Origin of the sequence: Alkalibacter saccharofermentans DSM 14828 (genome assembly GCF_900128885.1) — a bacterium.
Lineage (GTDB): Bacteria > Bacillota > Clostridia > Eubacteriales > Alkalibacteraceae > Alkalibacter > Alkalibacter saccharofermentans.
The window spans coordinates 84,346-109,908 of the sequence record NZ_FQTU01000003.1 but is presented as its reverse complement, the minus strand read 5'-3'; the positions used below and the strand labels follow the sequence as shown (position 1 = coordinate 109,908).

Sequence of the window (25,563 nt, the reverse complement as noted above, 5' to 3'; positions counted from 1 at the left end):
TTGCCCAAGCCACAATGAATCTATCTCAATGGTATTTTACATTTTGCCTTTCAGCTGCTTCGCCAGATCTTCAAAGCCCTTTTTGCCCAACAACGCAAACATGTTTTTCTTGTAGGCTTCAACACCAGGCTGGTTGAAAGGATTTACCCCTAGCACGTAGCCGCTAATGCCGCAAGCCCTTTCAAAGAAGTACACAAGTCGCCCTAAATTATATGCATCCAGCTTTTCGAGCTCCAATACTATGTTTGGAACATTTCCATCCACATGGGCAAGAAGCGTCCCCATATAGGCCTGAGTGTTCACATAGTTCATTCCTTTGCCAGCTATATAGTTAAGTCCGTCCAAGTCGTTATCGTCACTTGGAATAATCATGTCTTCTTCGTGGTTATTTACAGTTATGACAGTTTCAAAAATATTTCGTTTTCCTTCCTGAACGATTTGCCCAAGGGAATGCAGGTCGGTGGAATTATTAACTGAAACTGGGAATATGCCTTTGCCTTCCTTGCCCTCACTTTCTCCAAAGAGTTGCTTCCACCATTCGGCAAGCATCGTCATTTCAGGTTCATAATTTACCATTATTTCAGTGTCTTTGGCTTTTCTGTACAGGACGTTTCTTGCAGCCACGTATCTATAGCAGGGGTTATCTAAGGAATCATCACCATTGATTTCATCCATTTGATCCTTTGCCCCTTGCATGAAAGCCTTGATGTCAAAGCCGGCAGCACCTATTGGCAGCAAGCCTACTGAAGTATGAACAGAATATCTTCCTCCAACATCATCAGGAATTACGAAGCTTGCATATCCCTCTTCGTCGGCAAGGCTCTTTAAAGCCCCCCTAGCCTTGTCAGTGGTCACAAAAATTCTTTTTTTAGACTCTTCTTTGCCGTATTTCTCTTCCAAAAGGTTCTTGAAGACTCTAAACGCTATCGCCGGCTCAGTAGTAGTTCCAGATTTTGATATCACGTTTACCATGAAGTTTTGGCCTTTGACTCTTTCGTAGAGGGCCTTTAGGTATTTTCCGCTGATATTTTGTCCTGCAAAGTAGATTTTTGGAGCTTTCCTTTGATTTCCATCCAATTCGTTGACAAAAAAAGGATTCAAAGCATCAATTATCGCTTTCGAACCAAGATACGAACCACCGATACCAATTACCACAAGGGCTTCGCAATCATTTTGTATATTTCCCACAACATCTAAAAGCCTATCAAATTCTTCTTTGTCGTAGTTGTCCGGGTAATCAAGCCAGCCAAGAAAATCATTTCCTGCACCACTTTTGTTTTTTAACATCTCATCAGCAAGTTTAATCTGGGTATAAATGTTTGACATTTCCTCTCCGGTTATCATAGCATTTTTAATATCGACTTTTATGCTCATAGTATCAATCCTTTCAGTGACATATTCTGTCCTAATTATAACAGAAAGTTGTCAAAATAACCAATAGATAAGTTTATTTTTCCAAACTTTACAACCTTTTATGCAAAGCATTTCTTTCTTTATATTAAACGTTGTCTATGATAGTATTAATAAATAAAGGAAAATGGAGGTGCATCATGGATTATAAGATCGTAGTCGGAAGCAGCTGTGACTTTGACGAAGCCTGGGGGACCAAGATACCCCATTCTACAGTGCCTTTCACAATAACCATCGGTGATGAAGATTTAGTGGACGACGAAAGCTTGACTGTGGAGACTATAATAGAAAAAATGAAAAAGTCTGTGGGAGCTATAAAGACCGCCTGTCCCTCGCCAAATCATTTTTTAGAGAAATACAAAGAAGCTGAGAATATTTTTGTGGTCACCATTTCTTCAAACTTAAGCGGAACATATAACAGCGCGATAACAGCAAAGGACATGTACACTGAACAATACGGAGAAAAATTCATCCATATTTTCGACTCTTTAAGCGCCGCCATAGCCGAGACTATGATCGCTATAAAAATAACAGAGTTGGCAGACCAAGACAACTCCCTTCCGGAAATCGTCAGCAAGGTCGAAAGCTACATAGGTGAAATGAAAACCATGTTCGTTCTCGAAAACCTGGACAACCTTATTAAAAACGGTCGCATGAGCAAGCTTACAGGCATGTTCGCTCAATTCTTGCATATTAAGCCCATATTGGGGGCAGATGAACACGGCGAGATAAAACTGATCGAAAAAGCTCGGGGCAGTAAAAACGCATTGAAAAAGCTTGTAGACCTTATCGGATCAGAAACAGATTTCTCAGACAAAAGGCTTGGAATTGTTCACTGTAACGCACTCGAAAAAGCCCAATCCGTAAAGGAAATGATTATGGAAAAGTATAACTTCAAGGATGTGGTCTTAACTGAAGCCAACGGTTTAAGCGCAGTATATATGGATGACGGTGGAATCGTCATCTCCTATTAAGGTAAATAGCATGCCGGCATATCATATAGCCGGCATGCTATTTTTATTTTTTTGTATTAAAGAAGAATACGCATAGGGTGCCAGGACCCGTATGGGCGCCTATTGCCGCACCCATCATGCTGATTATGAAGTCTTTTGATCCGAATCTTTCCTTAATCATCTCCACCAGCTTTTCAGCACTTTCTTGGTCGTCGCCGTGGCTTATTCCAATCGTCTGACGGCCAAGGTCATCTGCTTTGTCTTCCATAAGCTTTAATATTTTGCCAAAGAGCTTCTTTCTGCCCCTGACCTTGTCCAGCTGCTCAAGTTTTCCATCTTCGTCCACTCTCAGTATTGGCTGTATGTTTAGCATGTTTCCCACAACCGCCGCCCCTTTACTGAGTCTTCCTCCTCGATAAAGGTAGTTTAGATCTTCCACTGTAAATATATGTTCTATTTTTGCTGCGTCTGACTCAACACTCTTGATCAAATCTTCAAATGACATACCGTTGTTTTTTCCATCGACTGCCTTTTTTACGATCAAACCCAGTCCGTTTACTGCAGCCTTGGTATCGATTATTTGAATTTTTGCATTTGGATATTTTTCTTTTACTGCATTTGCCGCTATCTGAGCTGCATTGCAAGTTCCTGAAAGACCCGATGAAAAGCTCAAGTAAAGTATTTCATCACCTGCTTGCGCATATTTTTCAAATATTTTTTCAAAATCCTTTATGGTTATTTGAGCTGTCTTATAAACTTTACCATCTCTCATGCCTTGATAAATTTCTTCTGGAGTGATGTCAATTCCGTCTTTAAAATCATTGCCATCTAAACTTATGTAAATTGGGATTAATTCAACTTCCTGGGTTTTTAAATACTCTTTTGACAAATCGCATGCACTGTCAGTAATAAGCTTTATACCCATGATTCCCCTCCTTAGATTTTTTCCGGTTCCGAATAACTCTCTCCAAAGGTTTCAACTGTCATTTCTTCTATCACTACAGGCTCGATAGGTCTGTCCTGACGTCCGGTCTTGGTATTTGCAATAGCGTCAACCTCTTCCAGCCCTTCTACAACTTTTCCAAAAGCAGCGTACTGGCCGTCGAGATGAGGTGAATTTTTGTGCATTATGAAAAACTGTGATCCTGCTGAATCCGGCTGCATAGATCTTGCCATGGAAAGCACGCCTCTGTCATGTTTCAAATCATTTTGAACGCCATTTCCTGAAAACTCACCTTTTATTCCGTAACCTGGACCGCCTGTTCCCGTACCTTGTGGACATCCTCCCTGAATCATGAAGTTCTTTATTACCCTGTGAAAAATAAGTCCATCGTAATACTTGTTGCTAACGAGGCTCACGAAGTTATTTACAGTATTTGGTGCCTTGTCTGGATAAAGCTCTGCTTTGATAGTGTTTCCATTTGCCATTTTAATCGTTATTATAGGGTTTTTTGCCATTTTCATTCTCCTTTTTATCTATGGTCTCTTACATTTATCCGCGGGTCCAAGAAAAGCTTTCTACCTTTGGATTCTAAATATCTTACAAGCTTGTCCACATGTGTGTTTATTATCAAATCTTCAGGGAAGTCTATCTCTTCAAGCATCGTCTTGGCGACACCGAACTCTCCAACGTCGTATGCAATATGAGCATCGCTGCCCAATGTTATCATCATGTCCCTTTTCATGCACTCCTCCGCGACCATCCTGCAGTTGCTATAGCTGCCCTCTCTTGAGTGCACAAAAGAGCTGTTATTGATTTCGATAATCGTATTGGTGTCCTTCGCAGCTTTAAGTGCCTCCTGATAATCTACTTCGTAAATCGGGTTTCCTATATGGACGATAACATCCACATACTCCTTCTCCATAGCCTTTATAAGAGCCCTCGTATTTTCCTTTTTGCTTCCAGGCGCCAAACACATGCTGTGTAGTCCCGCCAAAATAATCTCCATCCGATCCCTGTATTTCTCAGGTATATCCATATTTCCATCGAAGTCCATTATGTTCGCCTCTATGCCTTTTAATATCTTTACCCCTTCTATTTTAGGCGGCACGACTTTAATATTTGCAAAGTAGTATAGATGCGGACCTCCGGGAAGCTCTATTCCGTGCTCTGTTATGCATATCAGCTCGAGTCCTTTTTCTTTTGCAGCTGCGGCATTTTCATTTATAGTGCTGTAAGCATGGTTGCATGCCACTGTATGGACATGTGTGTCGATAACTGTTTTCAATCCATCAGCCTCCTATTCATCGTTGCCTTTATTTTCTTTTTTTTCGTTGTTTATCATAATTCTATCACAAAATTCCTTGGCTGAGTTGATTCCCATATATTTTAACCTGTTGTTTCTTGCAGCAGTTTCCAATATTATTGCCAGATTTCGCCCCGTTGTAACAGGTATGACGACTTTAGGCACGTCAATTCCCAATATATTCAGATACTCTTCGTCTACTCCAAGGCGGTCATAATACTTTTCAGGGTCCCACTTTTCAAGATGGGCATTCATGTCTATCTGCATCGCATCTTTGACCGCCCCGATTCCGTACAATGTCCTTATGTCTATTATTCCTATTCCTCTAATTTCCATATATTGGCGAAGAATATCTGGAGAAGTTCCATTAAGCCCATCCCCGATTTTTTTTATCTCTACCACGTCGTCGGTTATAAGCCTGTGGCCCCTCTTAATAAGCTCAAGGGCAGTTTCGCTCTTGCCTACTCCGCTGGATCCGGTTATTAGCATGCCCACTCCGAAAACCTCTACCAAAACTCCGTGTATTGATATCATGGGAGCTAAATACGCATCCAGGTAGTTGATGACCTTATTAATGATCTTTGAAGTCTCTCTTCTCGACCTTAGTACTACCTTGTTGTATTTTTGGGCCATTTCCATGTAGAAATCATCCACTTCCAAGTCCCAGCATATTATAAGACAGGGAAACGTATAGGTAAAAAGCTTCTCCACCTTTTCTCTTCTCTCTTCATATGACAGATGCTTTAAGTAGCTGTTTTCAACCTTTCCAATGATTTGAACCCTGTCTGAATCAAAATGCTTGTAAAAGCCGTACAATTGGAGCCCAGGCCTGTTTATGCTGCTGCTCGTCAAGTGGATATTTTCATTCCCTCCGTCACAGAGCACCTCCAGATCAAGATCCTTGCAAAATTCTTTCAATGATATATCTTTCATATGGATCCTCCAAATATAAATTTATCTATCGCATAAGCTACTCCGTTTTCATCGCAGCTTTTGGTTATGTAATCAGCAATTTTTTTTATGTCTTCAGGAGCATTTTCCATGGCTACGCCCATTCCGGCATATTCCAGCATTGATATGTCATTGTAGGAGTCTCCTATGGCGATGACCTCTTCTCTTTTTATGTCGTAAACCTCAGATAGCTTTTCAATTGCGATAGCTTTGGACGCCATCCTGTCAACAAATTCAAGAAAGTAAGGTCTCGAAGTATGTACTGAAACCGTCTCGCTTTTTAGCCTTTCCATCAACTCCGGCATGAATTTTTTTATTTTATCTTCATCTTCATACCACAAAAACTTAGTCACTCCCTTTGAAACTTCGTCCAGGGAATTTACCAGTATCAGCGGAGTTTTGGTTATTTCGCTATAGTAGTTGGATTTATCGTTGTCCTTATTTGAATAAAGCCTATTGTCTGACCATATCATCATTGTTATGTCCCAGTCCTCGCCTATGGTATAAATCTGGCGAGAATCTGAATTTTCTAGAGTTCGTGAATACAAGACTTCCATAGTATTGGCTTTCAGTACCATGGAACCGTTGTATGTTATCAACGGAATGTCCAATCCTATTTTTTCAACCAGAGGCATTACTCCCTGTATGGGCCTTCCTGTGGAAATGGTAAATACGATTCCCTTATCCACCGCTTTTAGGATTTTGTCCTTAGTTGTTTGTGTCAGCTCTCCCTTAGAATTAAGTAATGTTCCATCTATATCAACTGCAATGAGCTTATAGGTCAATGTGCTTCCTCCTCTTTATTTTTGTCACTATCCGCATTATTTGAATCCTTTTTAAAATACTGATATATCGACTCAGCTGTTCTGCTGTCGATTCCTTTAACTTTCTTAAGCTCGTTCAAATCTGCTCTTTTTATTTTTTCCAGGCTTCTGAAGTGTTCTAATAGAAGCCGTTGACGCTTATGACCTATCCCCTGTATTTTGGACAGTTCTGAAACTTTAAGCCCGTCGCTTCTAAGTTTTCTATGATATTCAACGGCGAACCTGTGTACCTCTTCGGAGATTTCATTTAAAAAATAGTATATGGGAGTTGCTGGCGGTATCTCTACCACTCCCCTTTCTATTACAAGCTTTTCAAGCTTGTGCTTGTCGTTTTTCACCATGCCGCAAAGGGTTATATCTAAATCATACATGTCGACTATCTTCTTCGCCGCATTCAAATGCCCAAGTCCTCCGTCGAGGAGTATGACTTGGGGAAAGGGCAGAAAACTTGACTTGTCTTCTTTTTTTCCCATTTCCCTCAGGCCTCTTTCGATCCTTCTGAAGATTATTTCTTGAGTGCTTGCAAAGTCATCCTGACCTTCGACAGACTTTATCCTAAATCTTCTATACGCCTTTTTGTCCGACTTGAACCCTTGAAATACCACCATTCCACCAACGGCATCTTTTCCGCTTATGTTGGAAATATCATAAGATTCTATCCTCTGGGGATATTCTGACAAACCTAGGTTTTCTACAAGCCATTTTCCGCAAAAGCTTTCAGCTTGATTTTTATTGAATTTCTTGTTGAGGTGCTCAAACAGCGCGATCTTGGCATTCTCTTCCACCATGGACAAGAGTTTCTTTTTGTCTCCCTTGAATGGAACAGTTATACTGACCTTTGATCCCTTTTTCTCTCTGAGCCAGGTTTCGATGGTCTCTCTGTCTTCTATATCCTGTGGTATAATTATCTCTTTTGGAATCATGGAACGACTGTGGTAAAACTGTTTTACAAATTGGTTCAGGACGTCTTCTCCAGATGCGTCCAGCTCTATCATATGAGTTTCTCTACCAAGCATTTTCCCATCTCTAATATTAAACACTTGTATGCATATATCTTTACCTTCCGCAGTGTAGTTTACCACATCCTGGTCGGAATATATGTCTAAAATTATTTTCTGCTTTTCACCTATTGCTTTTATTCCCTGGATTTGATCTCTAAGCTTTGCAGCTGTTTCAAAGTCCAGTTTAACTGATGCTTCTGCCATGTCTCTGCTCAGCTTGTCTACGATTATTTTGTCTTTTCCCTTAAGTATTTCTATGATTTCACCAACGCTTCTCATGTACTCATCCCTATCTACTGTTCCGGTACATACCCCTGGACACCTGTGGATGTAGTAATTTAGGCATGGCCTTTGGTTGTTGTTGCCGTTGTCAAATTTTTTATTGCATACCTTGAGCTTATAAGTTTGATGGATGGCTTCCACTGTCTGTTTAACAGCAGAAGCACTGGTGTATGGTCCAAAATACCGTCCTCCATCCTTCTTGACATTTCTAGTCATCATAACCCTGGGATATTGTTCGTTAAGAGTGACCTTGATGTACGGATATGATTTGTCATCTTTCAAGAGTATATTGTATCTTGGGCGATGCTTTTTTATCAGATTGTACTCAAGGATCAATGCCTCAATCTCATTATCCGTTACTATAATCTCAAAATCTTCTATGTTCCTGACCATCGACAACACTTTAAGGCCATGGGAGCTGTTTTTCTGAAAATACTGCTTCACCCTGTTCTTAAGATTTTTTGCCTTGCCTACATATATTATTTGATTTTCTGAGTTCTTCATCAAGTAGACTCCCGGCTTGTCCGGCAAGTCTTTTAGTTTTTCGTTGATCATGGGAATCTATCTCCAAAATAATTATTAATATTTTCATATAATAAGTTTTTTTTAAGCATATGATGGTATATATTATAATATCACATAAAATTAATATTAAAAAGTTAAGATCGCGAGGTGTTAAGCATGAAACTAAAATTTGGCAACGAATCCATAATCGTTTATGACGAAAACTACGAGGTGCATATACAAAAAAAGATTTTCGGAGGATATACTCTAAAGAAATATGTGCGCGACTCCATATTCGATCTTCTGGAATCAAGAGATATACGCGTAGAAATTTCCCAGGAGGAAGCCATTGACCTTGGCAAAGAGCTTTTGGACAAGATTTATAAAACCAAGAATGTACAGATAAATTTCAATCCTCTAACAACATAAAAGGGAGCCGCATATCACAATGCGGCATCCCTTTTATGTTTTATCCTTTATGTCGTTGCAGCTATCCATCTCGCCGCAGGTTGAACACCCTTGTGAACAGCTGCACTCTCCTTTTTTAACATTCTTAAAGCCTCTTACTAATATATACCCGGTAAGAACCAAAACGGGTATTAGTATCATCAAATCACCCATATTAAAATCTCCTTAAAAAAACAAGCTGCCTATCTGGTATACAGCCATTGCCATCAAATAAGCCGTACCAGTTTGGTACAAGACGGCAAAACCGGTTTCCTTCCACGAATTAAGCTCCTTTTTCATAACACTTATAGCTGCAAAGCACGGTGATGCCAGCAGTATAAAAACCATGAATGAATAAGCGCTTAGGGGAGTGTACAGGCCCCTCAATGATGTAACGAGAGCTCCTTCACCCACTCCATGAAGCACGCTTAGCGTACTTATCACAATTTCCTTAGCTGCAAAGCCGGTTATGAATGCAACCGAGGTTATCCAGTCTCCAAATCCTAGAGGGATAAAAACCGGGGCAATCGCTTTTCCGAATATAGCCAGGATGCTTTGAGATGGATCTGCCACATGGGAAAATGAAAAATCAAAGGATTGGGCGAACCACAGTATAACAGAAGCTGCAAATATCACCGTTCCCGCTCGTATCAAAAAGTCCTTTCCCTTATCCCACATGTGAATTGCCACGCTTTTTAGAGCGGGTATCCTATAGGGCGGAAGCTCCAACAAAAACCCTGATTCCTCACCTTTGTATCTAAGTTTTGACAAAAGCATCCCTGAGGCCATGGCGATCCCTATGCCCAAGACATAAAGGGAAAACACCACCCAGTGAGCGCTTGAAGCAAAAAAGGCACTGGCAAACAAAAGATAAACCGGCATTTTAGCTCCACAGGATATAAAAGGCGTCAAAATTATCGTCAGTTTTCTGTCTCTCTCGTTTTCAAGTGTTCTGGTAGCCATTATCCCAGGCACTGAACAACCCGAGCCTACCAGCATCGGAATAATAGATTTTCCGGATAACCCGAACTTCTTAAAAACTCTATCCATCATAAATGCTATCCTAGCCATATATCCGCTGTCTTCGAGAATTGATATAAAGAAAAACAATATCATGATTTGAGGCACAAATACAAGAACGGCTCCCACTCCTCCGATGATCCCGTCAACAACCAGGCTTTCTACCATCTCTGAAGCTCCGATCCAAGCCAATCCCGATTCCGCTGCTCCAGTTATGAAGTCTCCAATCAGCCATTCCATAAATCCAATGGTCATATCTCCCAGGCCTGTAATGGTTATATAATAAATCAGCCACATGATTCCTAAAAAAATCGGTATGGACAGTATCCTGTGAGTCAGATACTTATCCAGCTTTTCAGTCAGGGTCTCCTTTTCCAGGTTGCCTTCCGTATCCTTTATAACTTTTTTTGCAGTTAAACTTAAAAAAGCGTACCTTTGTTTGGCAAGCAAATGCTTAATGTCTTCATTGTATTTTGCTTCAAGTTCTTCTTTTAATTCTTCACCTTTTTTTAAAAGACCCTCATCGATGTCTTTTAAAGCACTTAATACTTCCTGATCCTTTTCCAAAATCTTTAGAGCCAACCATTTGGCGTCAATTCCGGATTCTAAATCCGACTTTGATACAGCTTTTGAAATATCGTCGACAGCTTCGATTATATCTTTAGAAAAATAAGAGAATCTTTCAAATATACTTTTATTGTCTTCATCAACAATATGTTTTATTTTTTTTAACTCGCTTCTGTCATTGGATCCTGTAGAAATGATTTTAGTGCCCAATATGTCGCCAAGTTTTTTAATATCGACATCCATATTTCTCCTTTTCACTTCATCCATCATATTTAATATGATGACTACAGGGACATTCATCTCTAGAATTTGGAGGGTTAGATATAGATTTCTTTCGAGATTTGAAGCGCTGACTACATTGAGTATTCCATCAGGCTTGTCTTGAACGATGTAATTCATGGCAATTATCTCGTCAATGGAAGACGATGACATTGAATATATTCCGGGAAGGTCCACTATGTGAACGCCTGTATTCCTAATGTTTCCTTCCTTTTTTTCAACTGTAACTCCACTCCAGTTTCCTACATACTGAGCTGATCCGGTAAGCTCATTGAAAATTGTCGTTTTACCCGAGTTTGGGTTTCCTGTCAAAGCATAGGTCGTACCCATGCGCATCACCTCTTTTTGCTATTTTAAGATTATGTTTTGTGCCACTGCTCTTCTGATTCCAAGATTGAATCCTCTTACTTTAATATTTATGGGATCTCCCAAAGGAGCAGTCCTGACAAACTTGACAGAAGTACCCGGAGTCATCCCCATTTCCATCAATTTATTTTTCATTTTTCTATCCAGTTCCAGTTCTAATATCTCTCCCGATTGTCCTGGTTTCAAGTCGATAATCGTCATAATCATCTTCCTTTCGATTGATTCTATCGATATTATATACTAATTGATAACTTATATCAATTATTTTTTCTTTTTTTTGCTTATACTTTAACAATATAAAAAATCAGCTGTGATATACTGTTTATGAGGTGATTTTATTGACTTTGGTAATAGCCCATCGTGGTGCTAGCGGTTATGCACCGGAAAACACATTTGCTTCTTTTGAGAAAGCTCTTGAATTAAATAGCGACGGCATCGAGCTAGATGTGCACATGACAAAGGATAACCGGCTTGTGGTCATCCACGATTTTACTTTAAAGAGAACAACCGGCGAAAAGGGGCGCATCAAGGATTTTGATTACAGCGATATTAAAAACCTCGATGCCGGCAGTTGGTTTTCTGATGCATATAAGCATCAACAGATTCCTGAACTCATAAAAGTTTTGGAATTTCTTAAAACTGAGGATATTCTAATAAACATAGAAATCAAAGCCGGTAGCAGGTTGTATCCGTATATAGAAGAAAATCTTTTAGAAGAAATTTCCCGCATTTCAGTCAAAGGTAAGTTTCTCATATCTTCCTTCGACCATCACGGCATCAAGAGACTTAAATCTCTTGACCCTAAAATCAAAACGGGAGTATTGAGCGGATCCTCCATGATAGATCCTTGCAGGTACTCACGGGAATTTGTGGGTGCCGATGCATATCATCCACATTATAAAACTGTGGATAAAGATTTAATCGAGGAGAGTTTAAAGCATCATATGCCACTTAATGTCTACACGGTAAACCGGCGGAGGGATGCAAAAAAACTTGCAGATTTAAACGTCAATTCAATTATCACCAATTTTCCTGACAAGGTCATGGAAGCATTAAAGGGGTTTAGTTTATGAATTCATAAACTAAACCCCTTGTTTATTTGATTTTAATTTCAGGGCAATTGTGGGTTAGTCCCACAATCTTCTTTTCGAGCTCTTCTATCATCTCATCCAATTCCCGCATGTCATCCCTGGGCACATTGTAATGTAGAAACAAGGATTCAAGATAGTATACTATTCTATTCAGCTTTTTATTTTCCGAAACAAACATGCCGAACATCTTGCTGTTCGAGGCATTGGAGAGTCTGTCTATGTCGTATTTTATGTACTCGACAAGGTCGTTTATTGTTGTGAACATGCCCGCTCCCAATGGATAGGGCTTTATTCTTTGAAGCATGAATTCATTCTTTCTGCTGACAGTGTAAATGTATTCTACATCTATGTCTTCTTTTGAAAACTCAACCTTGCATATAAGTCCATGATTTGTATGGACTTTGGCACCCATTTGACGCAAAAGCATAACTGCGGTATCTTGATCGATTAAATTATAATCCATTTTATTTTACCTCCCGTTAAACTAAATATTTTTTGGTTAAAGTAAATAAAAAACAAGCAGATATACTGTTGATATTGCAATCGACAGTATCATAAGGGGAAATCCCACCTTCATGTACCTTGTAAAACCAAGTTTATGTCCTTGTCTTTCTGCAATACCTGCCACAACTACGTTTGCTGATGCTCCAATTAAGGTTCCATTGCCTCCTAGGCATGCCCCTAGAGAGATGGCCCACCAAAGGGGCGTAATATCAGCAGGACTGTTTTCACCGATTGCAATTATCAGAGGTATTAAAGTTGCTACAAAGGGTATGTTGTCCAAAAATGATGACATTATTGCCGAACCCCACAATATTACGATAGCAGTCAGTATAAAATGTCCTTCTGTGAAGTCGAGTATCCCTTCTGCCATAAAATGTATTACTCCAACTTTTTCAAGGCCGCCGACTAAAATGAACAATCCGGCGAAAAAGAATATAGTGGGCCATTCCACGCTTTTGAATATCTCTTCAACATCTGCTCCGCTTATAAGAAGCAGCAATACAGCACCTGACATGGCTATTATAGACGAAGGATAATCCAAGAATTTATGCAGAAAAAAACCTACCATAATGAAAATCAGAACTGTTATGCTTTTTTTTAAAAGTGGATGATCTGCTATGGATTTTTTTTCATCGAACTTCATTATAAGGTCCAGCTTGTCTTTATCAAATACCAGTTTATCCTTATAGATATACTTGATTATTGCAAAGGTGATTATGAAAATCACTGATGTGACAGGAAGAAGATTAACTACAAAATCCGAAAAGCCGAGATTTGCTGCGCTACCTATCATTATATTTGGGGGGTCGCCTATGAGGGTAGACGTTCCACCGATATTGGAGGCGATTATCTCCGGTATTAAAAAAGGTATCGGGTCAAGCCCCAGGGTATTTGTAATGATCAGAGTCATAGGCGCTATCAACATTACCGTGGTAACATTGTCCAATAAAGCAGAGGTAACAGCTGTGATGACTGAAAATACTAATATTATCTTCCAGGGATCTCCTTTTACCTTTTTGGCAGAGTATATTGCTAAAAATTCAAATACGCCTGTAGTTTTTACGATTGCGACTACTATCATCATCCCTATCAATACTCCGATGGTATTGAAATCAATGTAGGCTACTGCATCCTCAGGCGATAGTATTCGCATGAGAATCATAACGCTTGCTCCGACCATTACAGCTACGGTTCGATTGATCTTCTCGGTGATTACCAGACCGAGAACAAATAAAAAGATCAACACAGCAGATAAAACGTTAAAACTCATATAAGATCATTTCCCTTCTTAATTAAATATATAAGATTCCCATTGAATGATTATAGTCCTCTTGAAACAAAAAAGCTACCCACCATAGGCAGCTCCAAGCAAAAAAACTTAATCTAATTGTCTTGTATATTCGAGGAAATAATTTTCGTAAAATCTATGGCTATGAAATCTGTCTGTTGTTGATGAGATTGAATATTAGGGTTTGCTATATCCGTAATTTCCAAAAGGGATAAGAGCAGATTTCCTGTATTTACTGAAAGGTGAATTTATTTTTTTGCAACTACAGATCTAGATGAAATTTTTATAGGCCTATGGTATAATATTTTGATGACATTGAACAAAGGAAGGTAACAAATGATAACAGTAACCAATATTAGTCTCCGATTTGGAGAACAAAAACTATTTGAAGATGTAAACTTAAAATTCAATCCAGGAAATTGCTATGGCGTAATAGGGGCAAACGGTGCCGGCAAAAGTACTTTTTTAAGGATTTTATCCGGAGAGATTGAACCTAACACCGGTGATGTGAGCATAGCGGCCAACACGAGACTGTCAGTACTAAAGCAGGACCACTATCAATACGATGACATGAAAGTCATAGAGGCGGTAATCACAGGAAACCCTAGACTCCACCAGATAATGAGCGAGAAGGATGCCCTTTATTTAAAGCCTGACTTCGATGAAGATGACGGGATAAGGGCAGCTGAGCTTGAAGGAGAGTTTGCTGATCTTGATGGTTGGGAGGCTGAGTCTGATGCCGCGTTTTTGCTTCAAGGACTTGGCATCGGCACAGATCTTCACGACAAAACATTGAAAGAACTCGGTGGAAATGAAAAAATCAAGGTTCTCCTTGCACAAGCTCTCTTTGGCAAGCCGGGAGTTCTGATACTGGATGAGCCTACAAATCACTTGGATCTTAAAGCCATAAACTGGCTTGAGGAGTTTTTAATAAACTTTGACGGAACGGTTATCGTCGTATCCCATGATCGCCACTTCCTCAATAAAGTGTGCACCCATATGGCTGATGTGGATTTTGGCAAGATAAAGCTTTTTACTGGAAACTACGATTTCTGGTACGAATCCAGCCAGCTGGCACTTCAGATGATGCGGGATCAAAACAAGAAAAAGGAAGATAAGGTCAAACAGCTCCAGGACTTTATCGCAAGATTCAGCGCCAACGCTTCAAAGTCGAAGCAGGCGACTTCAAGAAAGAAAATTCTTGAAAAAATCACTTTGGATGATATCCAACCTTCAACAAGAAAGTATCCTTTCATATCTTTCAAACCTGAGAGAGAGCCAGGGAACGATATATTGTTTGTAGAAGGAATCAGCAAGACCATAGACGGAGAAAAAGTTCTTAACGATGTAACCTTCACCGTAACAAGAGACGATAAAATAGCCTTTATGAGCGAAAACGACATAGCTCTCACATCCTTATTTAAGATACTGGCAGGAGAAATGGAGCCTGACGAAGGATCATTTAAATGGGGCGTAACCATCACAAAGGCTTATTTTCCCAAAGATAACGCTTCATATTTTGACGACGTAAACTTAAGTCTTATCGACTGGCTGAGACAATTCTCAGAAGAAAAATCAGAAACATATATTCGGGGTTTTTTGGGCAAGATGTTGTTTTCCGGTGAAGATGCATTGAAAAAAGTAAGCGTTCTTTCCGGTGGGGAAAAGGTCAGGTGCATGTTATCGAGAATGATGCTTCAAAACGCAAATCTCCTGATGCTTGATCAACCGACTAACCACTTGGACCTTGAGTCCATTACAGCTTTGAACAACGGGCTGAAGGATTATAAAAACAATATCCTAATAGCTTCCCACGACCACGAACTGTTGCAAACTGTAGCCAACAGAGTGATTCAAATTACGCCTGAAGGCATGGTAGATAGAAGAACAAGTTTTGATGAGTTTATAGACAGCATGTAAAAACAAGGGATCCTTCATTTGGCGGATCCCTTGTCTTTTTATTCTTTAATAAGATCGTTAACCTTATTTATATCTCTTTTCCTCTCAATCACAGGAGTCTTATCCTTTGCATACACATTCGACAGTTCTTCAAAGGAGGGCTTGCCTTCGCTCTGATAAATTACCCCCAAGGCATGTTTTTCAGTTTTCAAGGCGGTCATCAGCGCATTTTCCACCTTGGACTTGTCGTAACCTTCATCCAGGTAGTAAGTATTGTTTTTATACCAAGAATAATTATTGACCTTATTGAAGCTGACGCAGGGATGGAAAATATCCACCAAGGCATAGCCTTTATGGTTAATAGCAGCCTTGATCGTATCCTTCACCATTTCCTTGTCGGCTGAGAAGACTCTGGCTACGAACGTCGCCCCTAAAACTATCGCCGTCGCCAAGGGATTAAATGGTTCGTTTACGACTCCCGACACTTGAATAGGGGTAGTAAATTCCTTCTTGCTTGTAGGCGATGCCTGACCTTTCGTCAGACCGTAAACCATATTATTGTGTACGATATGGGTTATGTCCGGATTTCTCCTCACGTTGTGGAGAAAGTGATTTCCGCCTTCGCCATACATGTCGCCGTCGCCACCTTCGGCAATTACAGTCAGCCTAGGATTTGCCGCTTTTACTGCAACGGCCACCGGAAGCCCCCTTCCATGGAGCCCATTGAAATAATTCACGTTTACATACTGAGGCATTTTTGCAGCTTGTCCTATGCCTGAGGTCATCACCACTTTTGTTGGATCTATCTTCAGTTCCTGCAGAGCTCCTATCAAGCACTCCCTAATGGGAAAGTTTCCACATCCGGGACACCAGGCTATGTCCAGATTACCATCCATTTCAAAGTTTTTCATTTGAGCACCTCCTCAACACGGCTTTCAATTTCTTCAATGGAAAATGGCTGACCGTTGTATTTTAGTATTTTGTGATCTGCATTTATGTCAAGCTCCAATTTAAGGAGGTTGGCAAGCTGTCCCGAAGCATTGTTTTCGATCGCAATTACTTTATCAGCTCTGTCAAAATACTCTTTAATCGAAGGATCTAGAGGATACAGCTGCTTTATTGATAAAAACGCCATATCCTCATGTGCCCCACTTTCGACATATTCCTTTATAACGCCGAATGTGGATCCCCATCCTACAATCAAGGTATTATATTCGTCTGGTCCTATGAATGCCGGTTCAATGTAATCTTCGAGTATAAGCTCTTTTTTTGAAAGCCTCTTTTCGTGCATTGCCACTCTAACGCTAAAATCCTCGGTAATATACCCGGATTCGTCATGCTCATCGCTATCCACCTTTACCATCCCTTTTCCCTGGGCAGGAATTCCACGAGGAGACAACGGACCTTTCGAAAGGTCATATCGCTTGTAATCCTCTTCTGTTTCCTCCACAAAAGAATCTAGGTATTTTCCATCCAGTTCAAACCTTTTCATCTGACCGAAGGATTCGAGATAAAACTGATCGGTGAGTATAATTGCAGGAACCTGATACTTATCAGCCAGATAAAATGCCCTCTGCCCAATCACAACTCCGTCCTCGAGGGTTCCCGGAGCCAATACCACTTTAGGGTATTCTCCGTGACCTGCATGCACAGCTTGAAATAAATCTGCCTGTTCTGTTCTTGTAGGAAGTCCCGTTGCTGGCCCCGGTCTTTGGGCTATATGAACAACGCAAGGGGTCTCAGTTATGCCAGAGAGGCTCATTGCCTCTTCCATAAGAGAAAACCCTCCCCCTGATGTCGTCGCTATCGCTCTGGCTCCTGCATACCATGCCCCAATTACCATATTCAGCGCCGCTATTTCATCCTCAGCCTGCTCGACGAAAACGTCAAATTCCACACCTTTGTTAGCTAGATACTCAAGCAGCGCTGTTGACGGTGACATCGGGTAAGCACTGACAAAATTACACCCTCCACCAAGACAGCCTATTCCTACAGCCTGGGTGCCGTTAAGCACCTTATAGCTTTTCTTAAGATCCCCTGCAGGTGCAATTTTTTCCTCGATGACAAAATCAATTCCATTTTCAAACCCAATATTAAACGCACTATGGTTTTGCTTGATTACTTTTTCCCCTTTATCTTCAAACTTGTCACTTATTAATTTCAGGCATTCTTCTTTTTTAAGATCCATCATTCCTGCGGCAAATCCGAATAAAACCGTATTTAAAAACAGCTTGCCACCAGCTTCTTTAGCCATCTCTTCAAAAGGGTAAGCTCTATATGTCAGGTCTGCTCCTTCCAGTCCGTCTTTATTGCTGTAATCCTTTTCACCCACTACCACTGTATGCTTGCCAGTACGCTTTGAAAGCCTCGCAAAAGAGTGGTCATTAAGCAAAAATATGATGTCGATCTCGTCTTTATACGCGCCAACAGGAGCGTCCGACACTCTAATTTCAACTGTATTGTTTCCACCTCTAACTCTGCTCATCACATCACTACATGAAAATACATGGTGGGATGATGAAACCGCGTTTACCAAAAAGTCTTCAATGGTTTGAAGCCCTTGGCCCGCTTCCCCTGAAAAAACCAACGTTATGGACTGTTTCATGTGACGCCTCCTTATGTGACTAGTTTATTTCCACTACGTTAGTAATTATATCCATATCTTAAATGAATTAATCACATAATTCAGCTTTGATTCTAAAAGTAATTTAGAGAAAAATGATTATAACAAAGGAAAGCAGGAAAATCGCACCTGCTGGAGGGTCTATGTGCGAATCACAAAAGCTATTAAAGGCATTACCAATAAAGTCGCCCAATAATGCTGACAATACTCCAAATGTAGCTCCAATCAGTATAGACCCGCTTGCCAACGCTGCGCTGGCAGATATCAATGTTATGTGATGAGTCCCCGGGACCGGATGTCCCATTTGAGTAAAAATAAGTGTGGTTGCGCTGACTAAGAACCCTAGAACCACCAACCCAGTAGTTACAGCATAATATGCAGATATGAGACCTGCGCCTAATCCCATGGTTATCAAAAAAATGCCGGATTCTTTTGTAGGAACAAACGCCCTGCTTCCATCTGCACATTTTTCCCCAAACAAGCCTGTCTTTCCAAATAAAATACGCGCAATCATTCCTGATGTAAATACGGTCATTGCTATGGTGTCTGTAGGCATCGCCAAGATAGAGCCATAAATATGATTTATTACAAAACCAAGACTGCCAAACATACCGCCGACTATCAATGTCATAGGATCATTTAGTTTTGCCATTGGCAAGAGAATATTGCCCCCAGACTCTATTTTGTTTTTATTGTGGGCGTATGCGGTAGCAGCTACACCCCCGGCAAATGCTATGTGGGGACCAAAAAAAGATCCAAACGCAACGTTACCAACTAAATCTGCCGCACCAGCTCCAGCTGTCATTCCAGCCAGCCCAATTATTCCTACCATTATGAATGCAGGCAATGCCCCTATCAAAGCCCCGAACAATCCACCACCAAAAGCACTAGCAATTAATATAATGAACTCCATCTCGTTTACCTCCTGTTATTTTTATAAACAAAAAAAGAGAACCGCTTTTCGCGACTCTCTCATCTCGTGTCATGAATTTCTTTAATTTATTATTCAGTTATCAGCTTGGTTCAATCTTCCTTTTCCCATTCCATTGCTCTTTTTACAGCCTTTATCCAACCACGGTAAAGCTTTTCTCTCTTTTCATCCTCCATGCAGTTTGTAAAATCACGATCAAGCTTCCATTTCTTCATAATTTCATTTTGGTCTTTCCAAAAACCTACGGCAAGTCCTGCGAGGTAGGCAGCGCCAAGTGCGGTCGTTTCCAATATCTTAGGTCTTTTTACAGGAACACAGAGCATATCAGCTTGAAATGACATCAAGAAGTTATTGGCGGAAGCTCCTCCATCTACCTTTAACGCTTTTAACTTTATATTAGAATCTTCTTCCATAGCCATTAGCACATCCTTGCTTTGATATGCTATCGATTCCAATGTCGCTCTTACTAGATGTTCTCTTTTGACACCTCTGGTAAGTCCCATAATCGAGCCCCTTGCATACATGTCCCAGTATGGGGCTCCAAGTCCGGTAAAGGCAGGCACCACATAGACACCGTTGGTGTCTTCAACTAAATTTGCATAGTATTCTGATTGCGCCGAGTCATACACTATTCTAAGCTCGTCTCTTAACCACTGAATCGCGGCTCCTGCTATAAATATGCTCCCCTCTAGTGCGTAGGTGATCTTTCCGTCTATCCCCCAAGCAATTGTCGTAAGAAGTCCATTTAACGACTCCACAGGCTTGTCACCCGTGTTCATCAGCATGAAGCATCCCGTGCCATAAGTGTTTTTAGCCATCCCCGGTTCAAAACAGGCTTGTCCGAATAATGCCGCCTGTTGATCGCCTGCGTCGCCTGCAATTGGTATTTGAGCACCTCCGAAAGTGTTGGGATCTGTATATCCATATACTTCGCTTGATGGCCTGACCTGTGGCAACATGGATTTTGGTATGTCCAATTCCCCAAGTATTTCTTCATCCCACTCTAGTGTCTTTATATTATATAGCATTGTCCTTGAGGCGTTAGAGTAATCCGTTACATGGACCTTTCCTTTTGTCAGGTTCCATATCAGCCAGCTGTCCACTGTTCCAAATAACAATTCTCCATTTTCAGCTCTTTCTCTGGCTCCCTCCACATTGTCAAGTATCCACTTCACCTTGGTCCCCGAAAAGTATGCGTCTATAACAAGACCGGTTTTCTCTCTAATTTTAGCTTCCCAGCCTTTTTCCTTTAATTCATCACATATATCTGCTGTTCTTCTGCATTGCCATACTATGGCGTTGTATACTGGCTTACCTGTCGTGCGATCCCATACTATAGTGGTTTCACGCTGATTGGTGATTCCAATAGCTGCTACTTCAGCAGGACTTATGCCCGTCTTATCAAGAACTTGTCTTGCCACTCCGCTTTGACTACCCCAAATTTCCATGGCATCGTGCTCCACCCATCCAGCCTTTGGATAAAACTGGGTAAACTCACTTTGCGCCGTGCCCACTATTGCCCCCTCTTTGTTAAAAAGTATTGCCCTTGAACTTGTAGTCCCCTGATCAAGTGATAAAATATAATCCTTCATACATATTCCCCCTATTCTAAAATTTTATCTTTGTTTGCAAACCGTGAATTAAATACAAAAAAAGAGACACCGCAATTCGCGACTCTCTCATCTCGTGTCATGAAATATAAAATAAATTTATTCTCTTGTTCCCCATGATACAACAAAATAAAATCATTGTCAAACGTTTTCATTTTGTTTTTTTGTAAAAAATAAAAATTATTTTCGCTTAACTTTCCATAAATTCTCTCTAGTAGTGGATATAGCCATCCCGCCATGATTTAAAATATCTATGACCTCTTCTTCCGTTTCAATCAAGCCACCTGCAATTATTGGAGTATTCGGAACTTCATTTTGTATTTTTTTTATGACTTTGGGTATAACGCCAGGCATGATTTCAATGGCATCAGGTTTCATTCTTTTTATGCTTTTTACATTGTTTTCTATTGATAAAGAGTCTATCACAAAGAGCCTTTGAATCACAGTAATTCCCACGTCCACAGCTTCTTTCACTAAATTTCCTTTAGTAGTTATTACCCCACAATTTTTGCCATGATTTTTCAAAATGTACTTGATGCTCATAGGATTTGTAGCAAGACCTGTCACCATGTCTATGTGCACAAACGGAATTTTTCCACTTTTTAAGATCCTCTCTATTATTTCATCGAGATTTAAGATATCAGCATAAAGCACAAACACGATTTTGTTGTCTGAAGCCAGTGCTTTGCTTAGCCCTTGTTCGTCCTTTACAGCTGCTATAATAGGATTTGTTTTTAATATCTCCCATAGTTTTCTTTTTGTTATCATATCCAACCCTCCAGTAGACTTATTATAACATCCTATTTATTTCAGTCAAGCTAACCTTTTCAGTCAACTCTATATAAAAGAAGACTATGTCTTCAAAATTCCCGGATTTCGTCTTAAAACCATTCGTTACGGACCCTAGCTTTATAAATCCCAGCTTTTCATAAAGCTTGATTGTCGACATGTCAGTTGCCACTACCCCATTGAATGGCATTACTAGAAATTCCTTGATTTTTGCCGTCAACAGGAAGTGAATTGCCAGTTTCTCCCCGATTCCAAGCACTATTATATCGTCACTACCTGCGTACGATGCATTTGCAATATGTCCGCACCGTCCTAAATTGTTCGGATGTAATATATAAATTTTAATAACTTTTTCCAGTAATTTTGCCACTCCTGAGAATGTCTGTTCTTTGAAAAACGATCTTGCTTCTTCCAAATTCATCAAGTCAGTTTGAGAAAATGCATTACCTTTTTCAACAACTGCATTCCATAGTTTCATCATTCCTTCGATATCTCAATCTTTGTATTCTTTTATTAAACAATCCACAATGGTTTTTCCTAATATCAAATTTCACAGGCTTATTATACCAACCATCAATTGATTACGTAAATATCATTGTCAATATTTATAAGCAAACTTCAATTACTTGTTGTAAACATCTCTTTTTTTTAATATACTTTAAATACGACATGAACAAGGAGATGCCTTATGGAAAACGATAGAAAAATTGCAGTTTTAATAGATGCTGACAACGTCTCTGACAAATACATTAAGTTTATTTTTGACGAAATCTCAAATCATGGAACACCTACGATCAAAAGGATTTACGGTGACTGGACTAAGCCACAGCTCTCGTCATGGAAGACTGTGCTTTTAAGCTATTCAATAACGCCAATCCAGCAGTACAGCTATACATCCGGTAAAAATGCTACTGACGCGGCTCTGATAATCGATGCCATGGACATTTTGTATTCAAGAAATGTTGACGGATTTTGCATAGTTTCGAGCGACAGTGACTTTACCAGGCTGGCCGCGCGACTTAGGGAGGCAGGTCTGTATGTTTTGGGAATGGGCGAAAAGAAAACCCCTATCGCATTTATATCAGCCTGCGAAAAATTCAAATACCTTGAGGTTTTGGCCTCGACAGCTTCCGAGGATTACGAGGACTCTGCCGAGAAGGACGACAAGCAAGATTATCAGAAAAACGAAACGGGAAACAGGAACGATTTGATAGAAGCCCTAAAAATCATTATCCGGGAGAGCAGCGACGAAGACGGCTGGGCCTATCTTGGGGAAGTTGGAAAGAGATTGAATATTCGTTATCCGGACTTTGATACGCGAAACTATGGGCATACCAAACTCACTCCCTTGATAAAATCCTTGAGGCAGTTTGACATTCAATCCAGAAAATCAAACCACCCTCATATAAACCATTATTTTGTCAGAATAAAATCCAAAAACAAGGCTCAATAAAAAAACGTCGAGACAGGTTTACTGTCTTCGACGTTTTTCCATATATGGAGTCAGTGCTGTTTCGTTCAATAAAAATATGCTGAAGCGAATCAGCACAAAAAATACCATTATAAATGCCCATGCCACCATCAAGATGTTAATCGGCTCCAAAAACACCACTGCATATCCTGAGGTTCTTAAGAAACCCGTCATGGAACTAAATGCCATGGCGCTTATTACAAATGGAAAAGTAAAGGCAGAGCAGCTTGGATAAAATGGCATCTTCAGAAGCTTTGGCATCTTACTTACTCCAAACAAAGTCATAATAAAAGCCCAAACACCTATGATTAGAACCACATTGACGCTTTTATCTTGAAAAACACTTAAGTATCCAGCTAATAACAAGCTCCCAGGAGCGGCGTATATCACCACCACCGGTTTTATTTGATCAGGCAATTCTCTGTACCGGAGGATTCTGTAGGTCACTATGGGAAACCAAGCTATATAAGCTGCCAATGCATACCAAAAAATCACTTTGCCCAATGAATTCATCCCGTACGCCGGAGCTGTAACGCTGCCTACTGCTATTCCTACATAGAGCACAAAGTAGCTTGGAAACACTTTCTTGATATCAAAGCTCAACACATGCTTTTTTGTAAAAACCAGAATTATCACTGCGTTCAATGCTAATGCAGCCATCCATATCCAATAAGCTGCAATTTGCGCTACAGGTATAATGTAGGTGCTTAAGATCATCAATCCCATGGGTATTGTCGCCAATATACAGCCTATGACCGGATTTGAAAACCCTTCCATGTACGATCGAGGCATCATTGCCAACTTCAGTACCAAAGTTATGAGTATGATTGCCGATATGCTTCCAAATATATACCTCAAACCTTGGCTATAAGCTCCCACAAGATTACCCAGGGATGCCAAGGCCAGCATCAATCCGGATATGGGAATTGGTATTTTATTTATTATATTTTTCATTTTCAAACCTTCACTTCGTCGATATTGATATAATCGAGCTCCCTTACTATTATCCTGGATAGATTTTCTGCAATTTCTCCTGTCAAAGAAACACATTGTCCCTTGTGCTCTCCAGAGGCCATATTCATCCCCTTTGTCAGCAAGCTGCAACAGAGAACTTTATGTTTGTCTTTGAAGCTTTGCTGAAGTTCATTAGCCAGCTCTAAAGTCTTTATGCTCCTGGGATCTTGGGGGGAAGATCCACTTGTCCTTCCGAAAAAGTAGCCTAGCATAAGTATTCCACCAGAAACCGCTCCGCATACACATTTAGACTTGCCTATCCCTACAGGGAACCCTGAAGCCATAGCTATCATTTCGTCAGGCATGTCCAGCTTAAAATTATGCTTTATTGAAGCTGCAATCGCCTCAGAACAGTAGTATTTCCCTTCTCTAAACAATCCCTCTGCATCGGACCTTACTTTCTTAACGCTTATCTCTTTTGTCATTTTATTCTCCGTTTCTTAATCAGTTTTTCTCACTTTGATATTATACACTAAAAAATCATCTTATTTCTATTATTCTAATTTTTTTTAGCTTTCTTATTCCTTAACGACTCAACAAGCTCCAGCCCGATCGCTGCAAAAAAGCCTATAAACATTACAAACATATAGCTGATGATGCTGACCAAGTCGCTCCAACCTTCTGCAGTTCTATTTATTACTATCATCAGCATATAAACAATTCCGATGATGTTTGACACAAGCATAGCTAGGAAATATCTTTTAAAACCAAAATATCCTCCTACAGCAGCTGCAAAAGATACTATTAGGGCCAGCTTAGAAAATCCCAAGATATTTTCAATCCCAATATCCAACTGAAGAATCAGACTGACTGAAACCATGGCAAGAACAACCAAAATAAAAATGGCTAACATGATTAAAAACCACTTGTTGGAATGCTTATCAGGAAGTTTCACGGTCTTTACCCTCTTTCCCGGCTAAAAGCCATAACTGTTTATATAAAACATACCATCTTTGAACAGCATTTTCTAATCTATAATAATGCGCAATATAAAATACGCATAATGCTGTCAATATGAAAAACAACATCCCCGCTAATATAAACTCGGTGGTCAACAATATCCAACACGAAAACAATATCGATACTGCAATTAAGATGGTGACCAACAGATGTACCAGTCTTTCGTGTTGTAGCCATTGTATTTGCCTTTCATGATATTTAAGCATACTAAAATATGACCCTTTAGGATTCTTGATTTGATCCTCGACCCATTTTTCGTGATCTTGTATTTCTTTGTACATAACCCCACCTCTATAACTTGATTATTTATAAATATATACCCATTATTCCTGTGCAACAGCGCTTCCGGAAGCTGTAGCCATCAACATATTTCCTCCCTGCCCAGCGTTTTTTAGCCTAAATCCACTCCTGATATTGCTTCTCCAAAAAACATCCTTTAGTACTTAATTGCTTTTTCTTTTGTTATTCCTCAAATCAAAGTTATCTACAGAAGATTGTATGTCCATTCTCGATTTGATGCTATAATATCCTTA

The 25,563-nt window shown here is 40.0% G+C and carries 27 protein-coding genes; 5 read left to right on the top strand and 22 right to left on the bottom strand.

The genetic code is table 11. From position 1 onward, the window contains the following. Positions 1-36: 36 nt before the first annotated feature. Entirely contained in the window at positions 37-1,374 is a 1,338-nt protein-coding gene (locus BUB93_RS03490) for a glucose-6-phosphate isomerase (RefSeq protein WP_073269691.1), read from the bottom strand. 176 nt (positions 1,375-1,550) lie between these two features. Between BUB93_RS03490 and BUB93_RS03485 the strand changes: the two genes are divergently transcribed. Continuing rightward, entirely contained in the window at positions 1,551-2,384 is an 834-nt protein-coding gene (locus tag BUB93_RS03485; protein ID WP_073269690.1) for a DegV family protein, read from the top strand. 43 nt (positions 2,385-2,427) lie between these two features. On the opposite strand, the gene BUB93_RS03480 is transcribed toward BUB93_RS03485, so the two are convergent. From BUB93_RS03480 to uvrC, 6 genes are read right to left on the bottom strand one after another with little or no spacing between them, the layout of a single operon-like run. Then, positions 2,428-3,288, bottom strand: coding sequence for a DegV family protein (locus tag BUB93_RS03480; RefSeq protein ID WP_073269689.1), 861 nt, complete (start codon positions 3,286-3,288; stop codon positions 2,428-2,430). A gap of 11 nt (positions 3,289-3,299) precedes the next feature. Further along, on the bottom strand, positions 3,300-3,821 hold the full coding sequence (locus tag BUB93_RS03475; RefSeq protein WP_073269688.1) for a peptidylprolyl isomerase: 522 nt from the start codon (positions 3,819-3,821) through the stop codon (positions 3,300-3,302). A gap of 14 nt (positions 3,822-3,835) precedes the next feature. Next, the gene (locus tag BUB93_RS03470) at positions 3,836-4,591 is read right to left on the bottom strand and encodes a phosphatase (protein ID WP_073269687.1); all 756 of its coding nucleotides are present in this window, start codon (positions 4,589-4,591) and stop codon (positions 3,836-3,838) included. Positions 4,592-4,603: 12 nt separating this feature from the next. Continuing rightward, positions 4,604-5,542 carry an HPr(Ser) kinase/phosphatase gene (gene hprK / locus BUB93_RS03465; RefSeq protein ID WP_073269686.1) on the bottom strand — a complete coding sequence of 313 codons (939 nt, stop codon included), beginning with the start codon at positions 5,540-5,542 and terminating at the stop codon, positions 4,604-4,606. Beyond that, entirely contained in the window at positions 5,539-6,345 is an 807-nt protein-coding gene (locus BUB93_RS03460) for a Cof-type HAD-IIB family hydrolase (protein WP_073269685.1), read from the bottom strand. Before BUB93_RS03460 ends, hprK begins: the two co-directional genes overlap by 4 nt. After that, positions 6,342-8,222, bottom strand: coding sequence for an excinuclease ABC subunit UvrC (uvrC, locus tag BUB93_RS03455; protein WP_073269684.1), 1,881 nt, complete (start codon positions 8,220-8,222; stop codon positions 6,342-6,344). The genes BUB93_RS03460 and uvrC overlap by 4 nt, the downstream gene beginning before the upstream one ends. 126 nt (positions 8,223-8,348) lie before the next feature. Between uvrC and BUB93_RS03450 the strand changes: the two genes are divergently transcribed. Beyond that, the gene (locus tag BUB93_RS03450; RefSeq protein ID WP_073269683.1) at positions 8,349-8,600 is read left to right on the top strand and encodes a hypothetical protein; all 252 of its coding nucleotides are present in this window, start codon (positions 8,349-8,351) and stop codon (positions 8,598-8,600) included. 33 nt (positions 8,601-8,633) lie between these two features. On the opposite strand, the gene BUB93_RS03445 is transcribed toward BUB93_RS03450, so the two are convergent. The 3 genes from BUB93_RS03445 to BUB93_RS03435 are packed head-to-tail and all read right to left on the bottom strand — an operon-like array spanning position 8,634 to position 11,051. Next, a complete protein-coding gene (locus BUB93_RS03445) occupies positions 8,634-8,792 on the bottom strand; it encodes a FeoB-associated Cys-rich membrane protein (RefSeq protein ID WP_084116910.1) in 159 nt (52 codons plus the stop codon). A 12-nt stretch (positions 8,793-8,804) separates the two neighbouring features. After that, positions 8,805-10,814: a ferrous iron transport protein B gene (gene feoB, locus BUB93_RS03440; protein ID WP_073269682.1), complete on the bottom strand. Its 2,010-nt coding sequence runs from the start codon at positions 10,812-10,814 to the stop codon at positions 8,805-8,807. Positions 10,815-10,832: 18 nt separating this feature from the next. Continuing rightward, a complete protein-coding gene (locus BUB93_RS03435; protein ID WP_073269681.1) occupies positions 10,833-11,051 on the bottom strand; it encodes a FeoA family protein in 219 nt (72 codons plus the stop codon). A 137-nt stretch (positions 11,052-11,188) separates the two neighbouring features. On the opposite strand from BUB93_RS03435, the gene BUB93_RS03430 reads away from it, so the two are divergent. Next, positions 11,189-11,923, top strand: a complete 735-nt coding sequence (locus BUB93_RS03430) for a glycerophosphodiester phosphodiesterase (protein ID WP_159432054.1) — start codon at positions 11,189-11,191, stop codon at positions 11,921-11,923. Between the two features lie 22 nt (positions 11,924-11,945). Here the strand turns inward: BUB93_RS03430 and BUB93_RS03425 are convergent, their stop codons facing one another. Together BUB93_RS03425 and BUB93_RS03420 are read right to left on the bottom strand one after the other, a co-directional pair. Next, positions 11,946-12,404 (bottom strand): hypothetical protein, encoded by a 459-nt coding sequence (locus tag BUB93_RS03425; RefSeq protein ID WP_073269680.1) that lies wholly within the window; start codon positions 12,402-12,404, stop codon positions 11,946-11,948. Between the two features lie 36 nt (positions 12,405-12,440). Beyond that, positions 12,441-13,715, bottom strand: coding sequence for an ArsB/NhaD family transporter (locus tag BUB93_RS03420; protein WP_073269679.1), 1,275 nt, complete (start codon positions 13,713-13,715; stop codon positions 12,441-12,443). 354 nt (positions 13,716-14,069) lie between these two features. Between BUB93_RS03420 and BUB93_RS03415 the strand changes: the two genes are divergently transcribed. Then, positions 14,070-15,653 (top strand): ABC-F family ATP-binding cassette domain-containing protein, encoded by a 1,584-nt coding sequence (locus tag BUB93_RS03415; protein ID WP_073269678.1) that lies wholly within the window; start codon positions 14,070-14,072, stop codon positions 15,651-15,653. A gap of 38 nt (positions 15,654-15,691) precedes the next feature. Here the strand turns inward: BUB93_RS03415 and BUB93_RS03410 are convergent, their stop codons facing one another. From BUB93_RS03410 to BUB93_RS03385, 6 genes are all read right to left on the bottom strand, one after another. Beyond that, positions 15,692-16,543, bottom strand: coding sequence for a thiamine pyrophosphate-dependent enzyme (locus tag BUB93_RS03410; protein WP_143159049.1), 852 nt, complete (start codon positions 16,541-16,543; stop codon positions 15,692-15,694). Then, on the bottom strand, positions 16,540-18,237 hold the full coding sequence (locus BUB93_RS03405) for a 2-oxoacid:acceptor oxidoreductase subunit alpha (RefSeq protein WP_073269677.1): 1,698 nt from the start codon (positions 18,235-18,237) through the stop codon (positions 16,540-16,542). Before BUB93_RS03405 ends, BUB93_RS03410 begins: the two co-directional genes overlap by 4 nt. A gap of 103 nt (positions 18,238-18,340) precedes the next feature. Continuing rightward, entirely contained in the window at positions 18,341-19,168 is an 828-nt protein-coding gene (locus BUB93_RS03400; RefSeq protein ID WP_073269676.1) for a DUF7973 family transport facilitator, read from the bottom strand. Positions 19,169-19,278: 110 nt separating this feature from the next. Next, a complete protein-coding gene (glpK, locus tag BUB93_RS03395; RefSeq protein ID WP_073269675.1) occupies positions 19,279-20,778 on the bottom strand; it encodes a glycerol kinase GlpK in 1,500 nt (499 codons plus the stop codon). 198 nt (positions 20,779-20,976) lie between these two features. Then, complete coding sequence (locus BUB93_RS03390) at positions 20,977-21,564, bottom strand: glycerol-3-phosphate responsive antiterminator (RefSeq protein WP_073269674.1); 588 nt, start codon at positions 21,562-21,564, stop codon at positions 20,977-20,979. Positions 21,565-21,586: 22 nt separating this feature from the next. Next, a complete protein-coding gene (locus BUB93_RS03385; RefSeq protein ID WP_084116906.1) occupies positions 21,587-22,063 on the bottom strand; it encodes a hypothetical protein in 477 nt (158 codons plus the stop codon). Between the two features lie 210 nt (positions 22,064-22,273). Between BUB93_RS03385 and BUB93_RS03380 the strand changes: the two genes are divergently transcribed. After that, entirely contained in the window at positions 22,274-23,038 is a 765-nt protein-coding gene (locus BUB93_RS03380) for an NYN domain-containing protein (protein ID WP_073269673.1), read from the top strand. Between the two features lie 18 nt (positions 23,039-23,056). On the opposite strand, the gene BUB93_RS03375 is transcribed toward BUB93_RS03380, so the two are convergent. The 4 genes from BUB93_RS03375 to BUB93_RS03360 all read right to left on the bottom strand — a co-directional run bounded on the left by BUB93_RS03375 (position 23,057) and on the right by BUB93_RS03360 (position 25,311). After that, entirely contained in the window at positions 23,057-24,010 is a 954-nt protein-coding gene (locus BUB93_RS03375) for a TDT family transporter (RefSeq protein ID WP_073269672.1), read from the bottom strand. 2 nt (positions 24,011-24,012) lie between these two features. Beyond that, a complete protein-coding gene (locus BUB93_RS03370; RefSeq protein ID WP_073269671.1) occupies positions 24,013-24,495 on the bottom strand; it encodes a C-GCAxxG-C-C family (seleno)protein in 483 nt (160 codons plus the stop codon). A 74-nt stretch (positions 24,496-24,569) separates the two neighbouring features. Continuing rightward, positions 24,570-24,965 carry a hypothetical protein gene (locus BUB93_RS03365; RefSeq protein ID WP_073269670.1) on the bottom strand — a complete coding sequence of 132 codons (396 nt, stop codon included), beginning with the start codon at positions 24,963-24,965 and terminating at the stop codon, positions 24,570-24,572. Next, positions 24,952-25,311, bottom strand: a complete 360-nt coding sequence (locus tag BUB93_RS03360; protein ID WP_073269669.1) for a hypothetical protein — start codon at positions 25,309-25,311, stop codon at positions 24,952-24,954. The genes BUB93_RS03365 and BUB93_RS03360 overlap by 14 nt, the downstream gene beginning before the upstream one ends. Between the last annotated feature and the right edge of the window lie 252 nt (positions 25,312-25,563).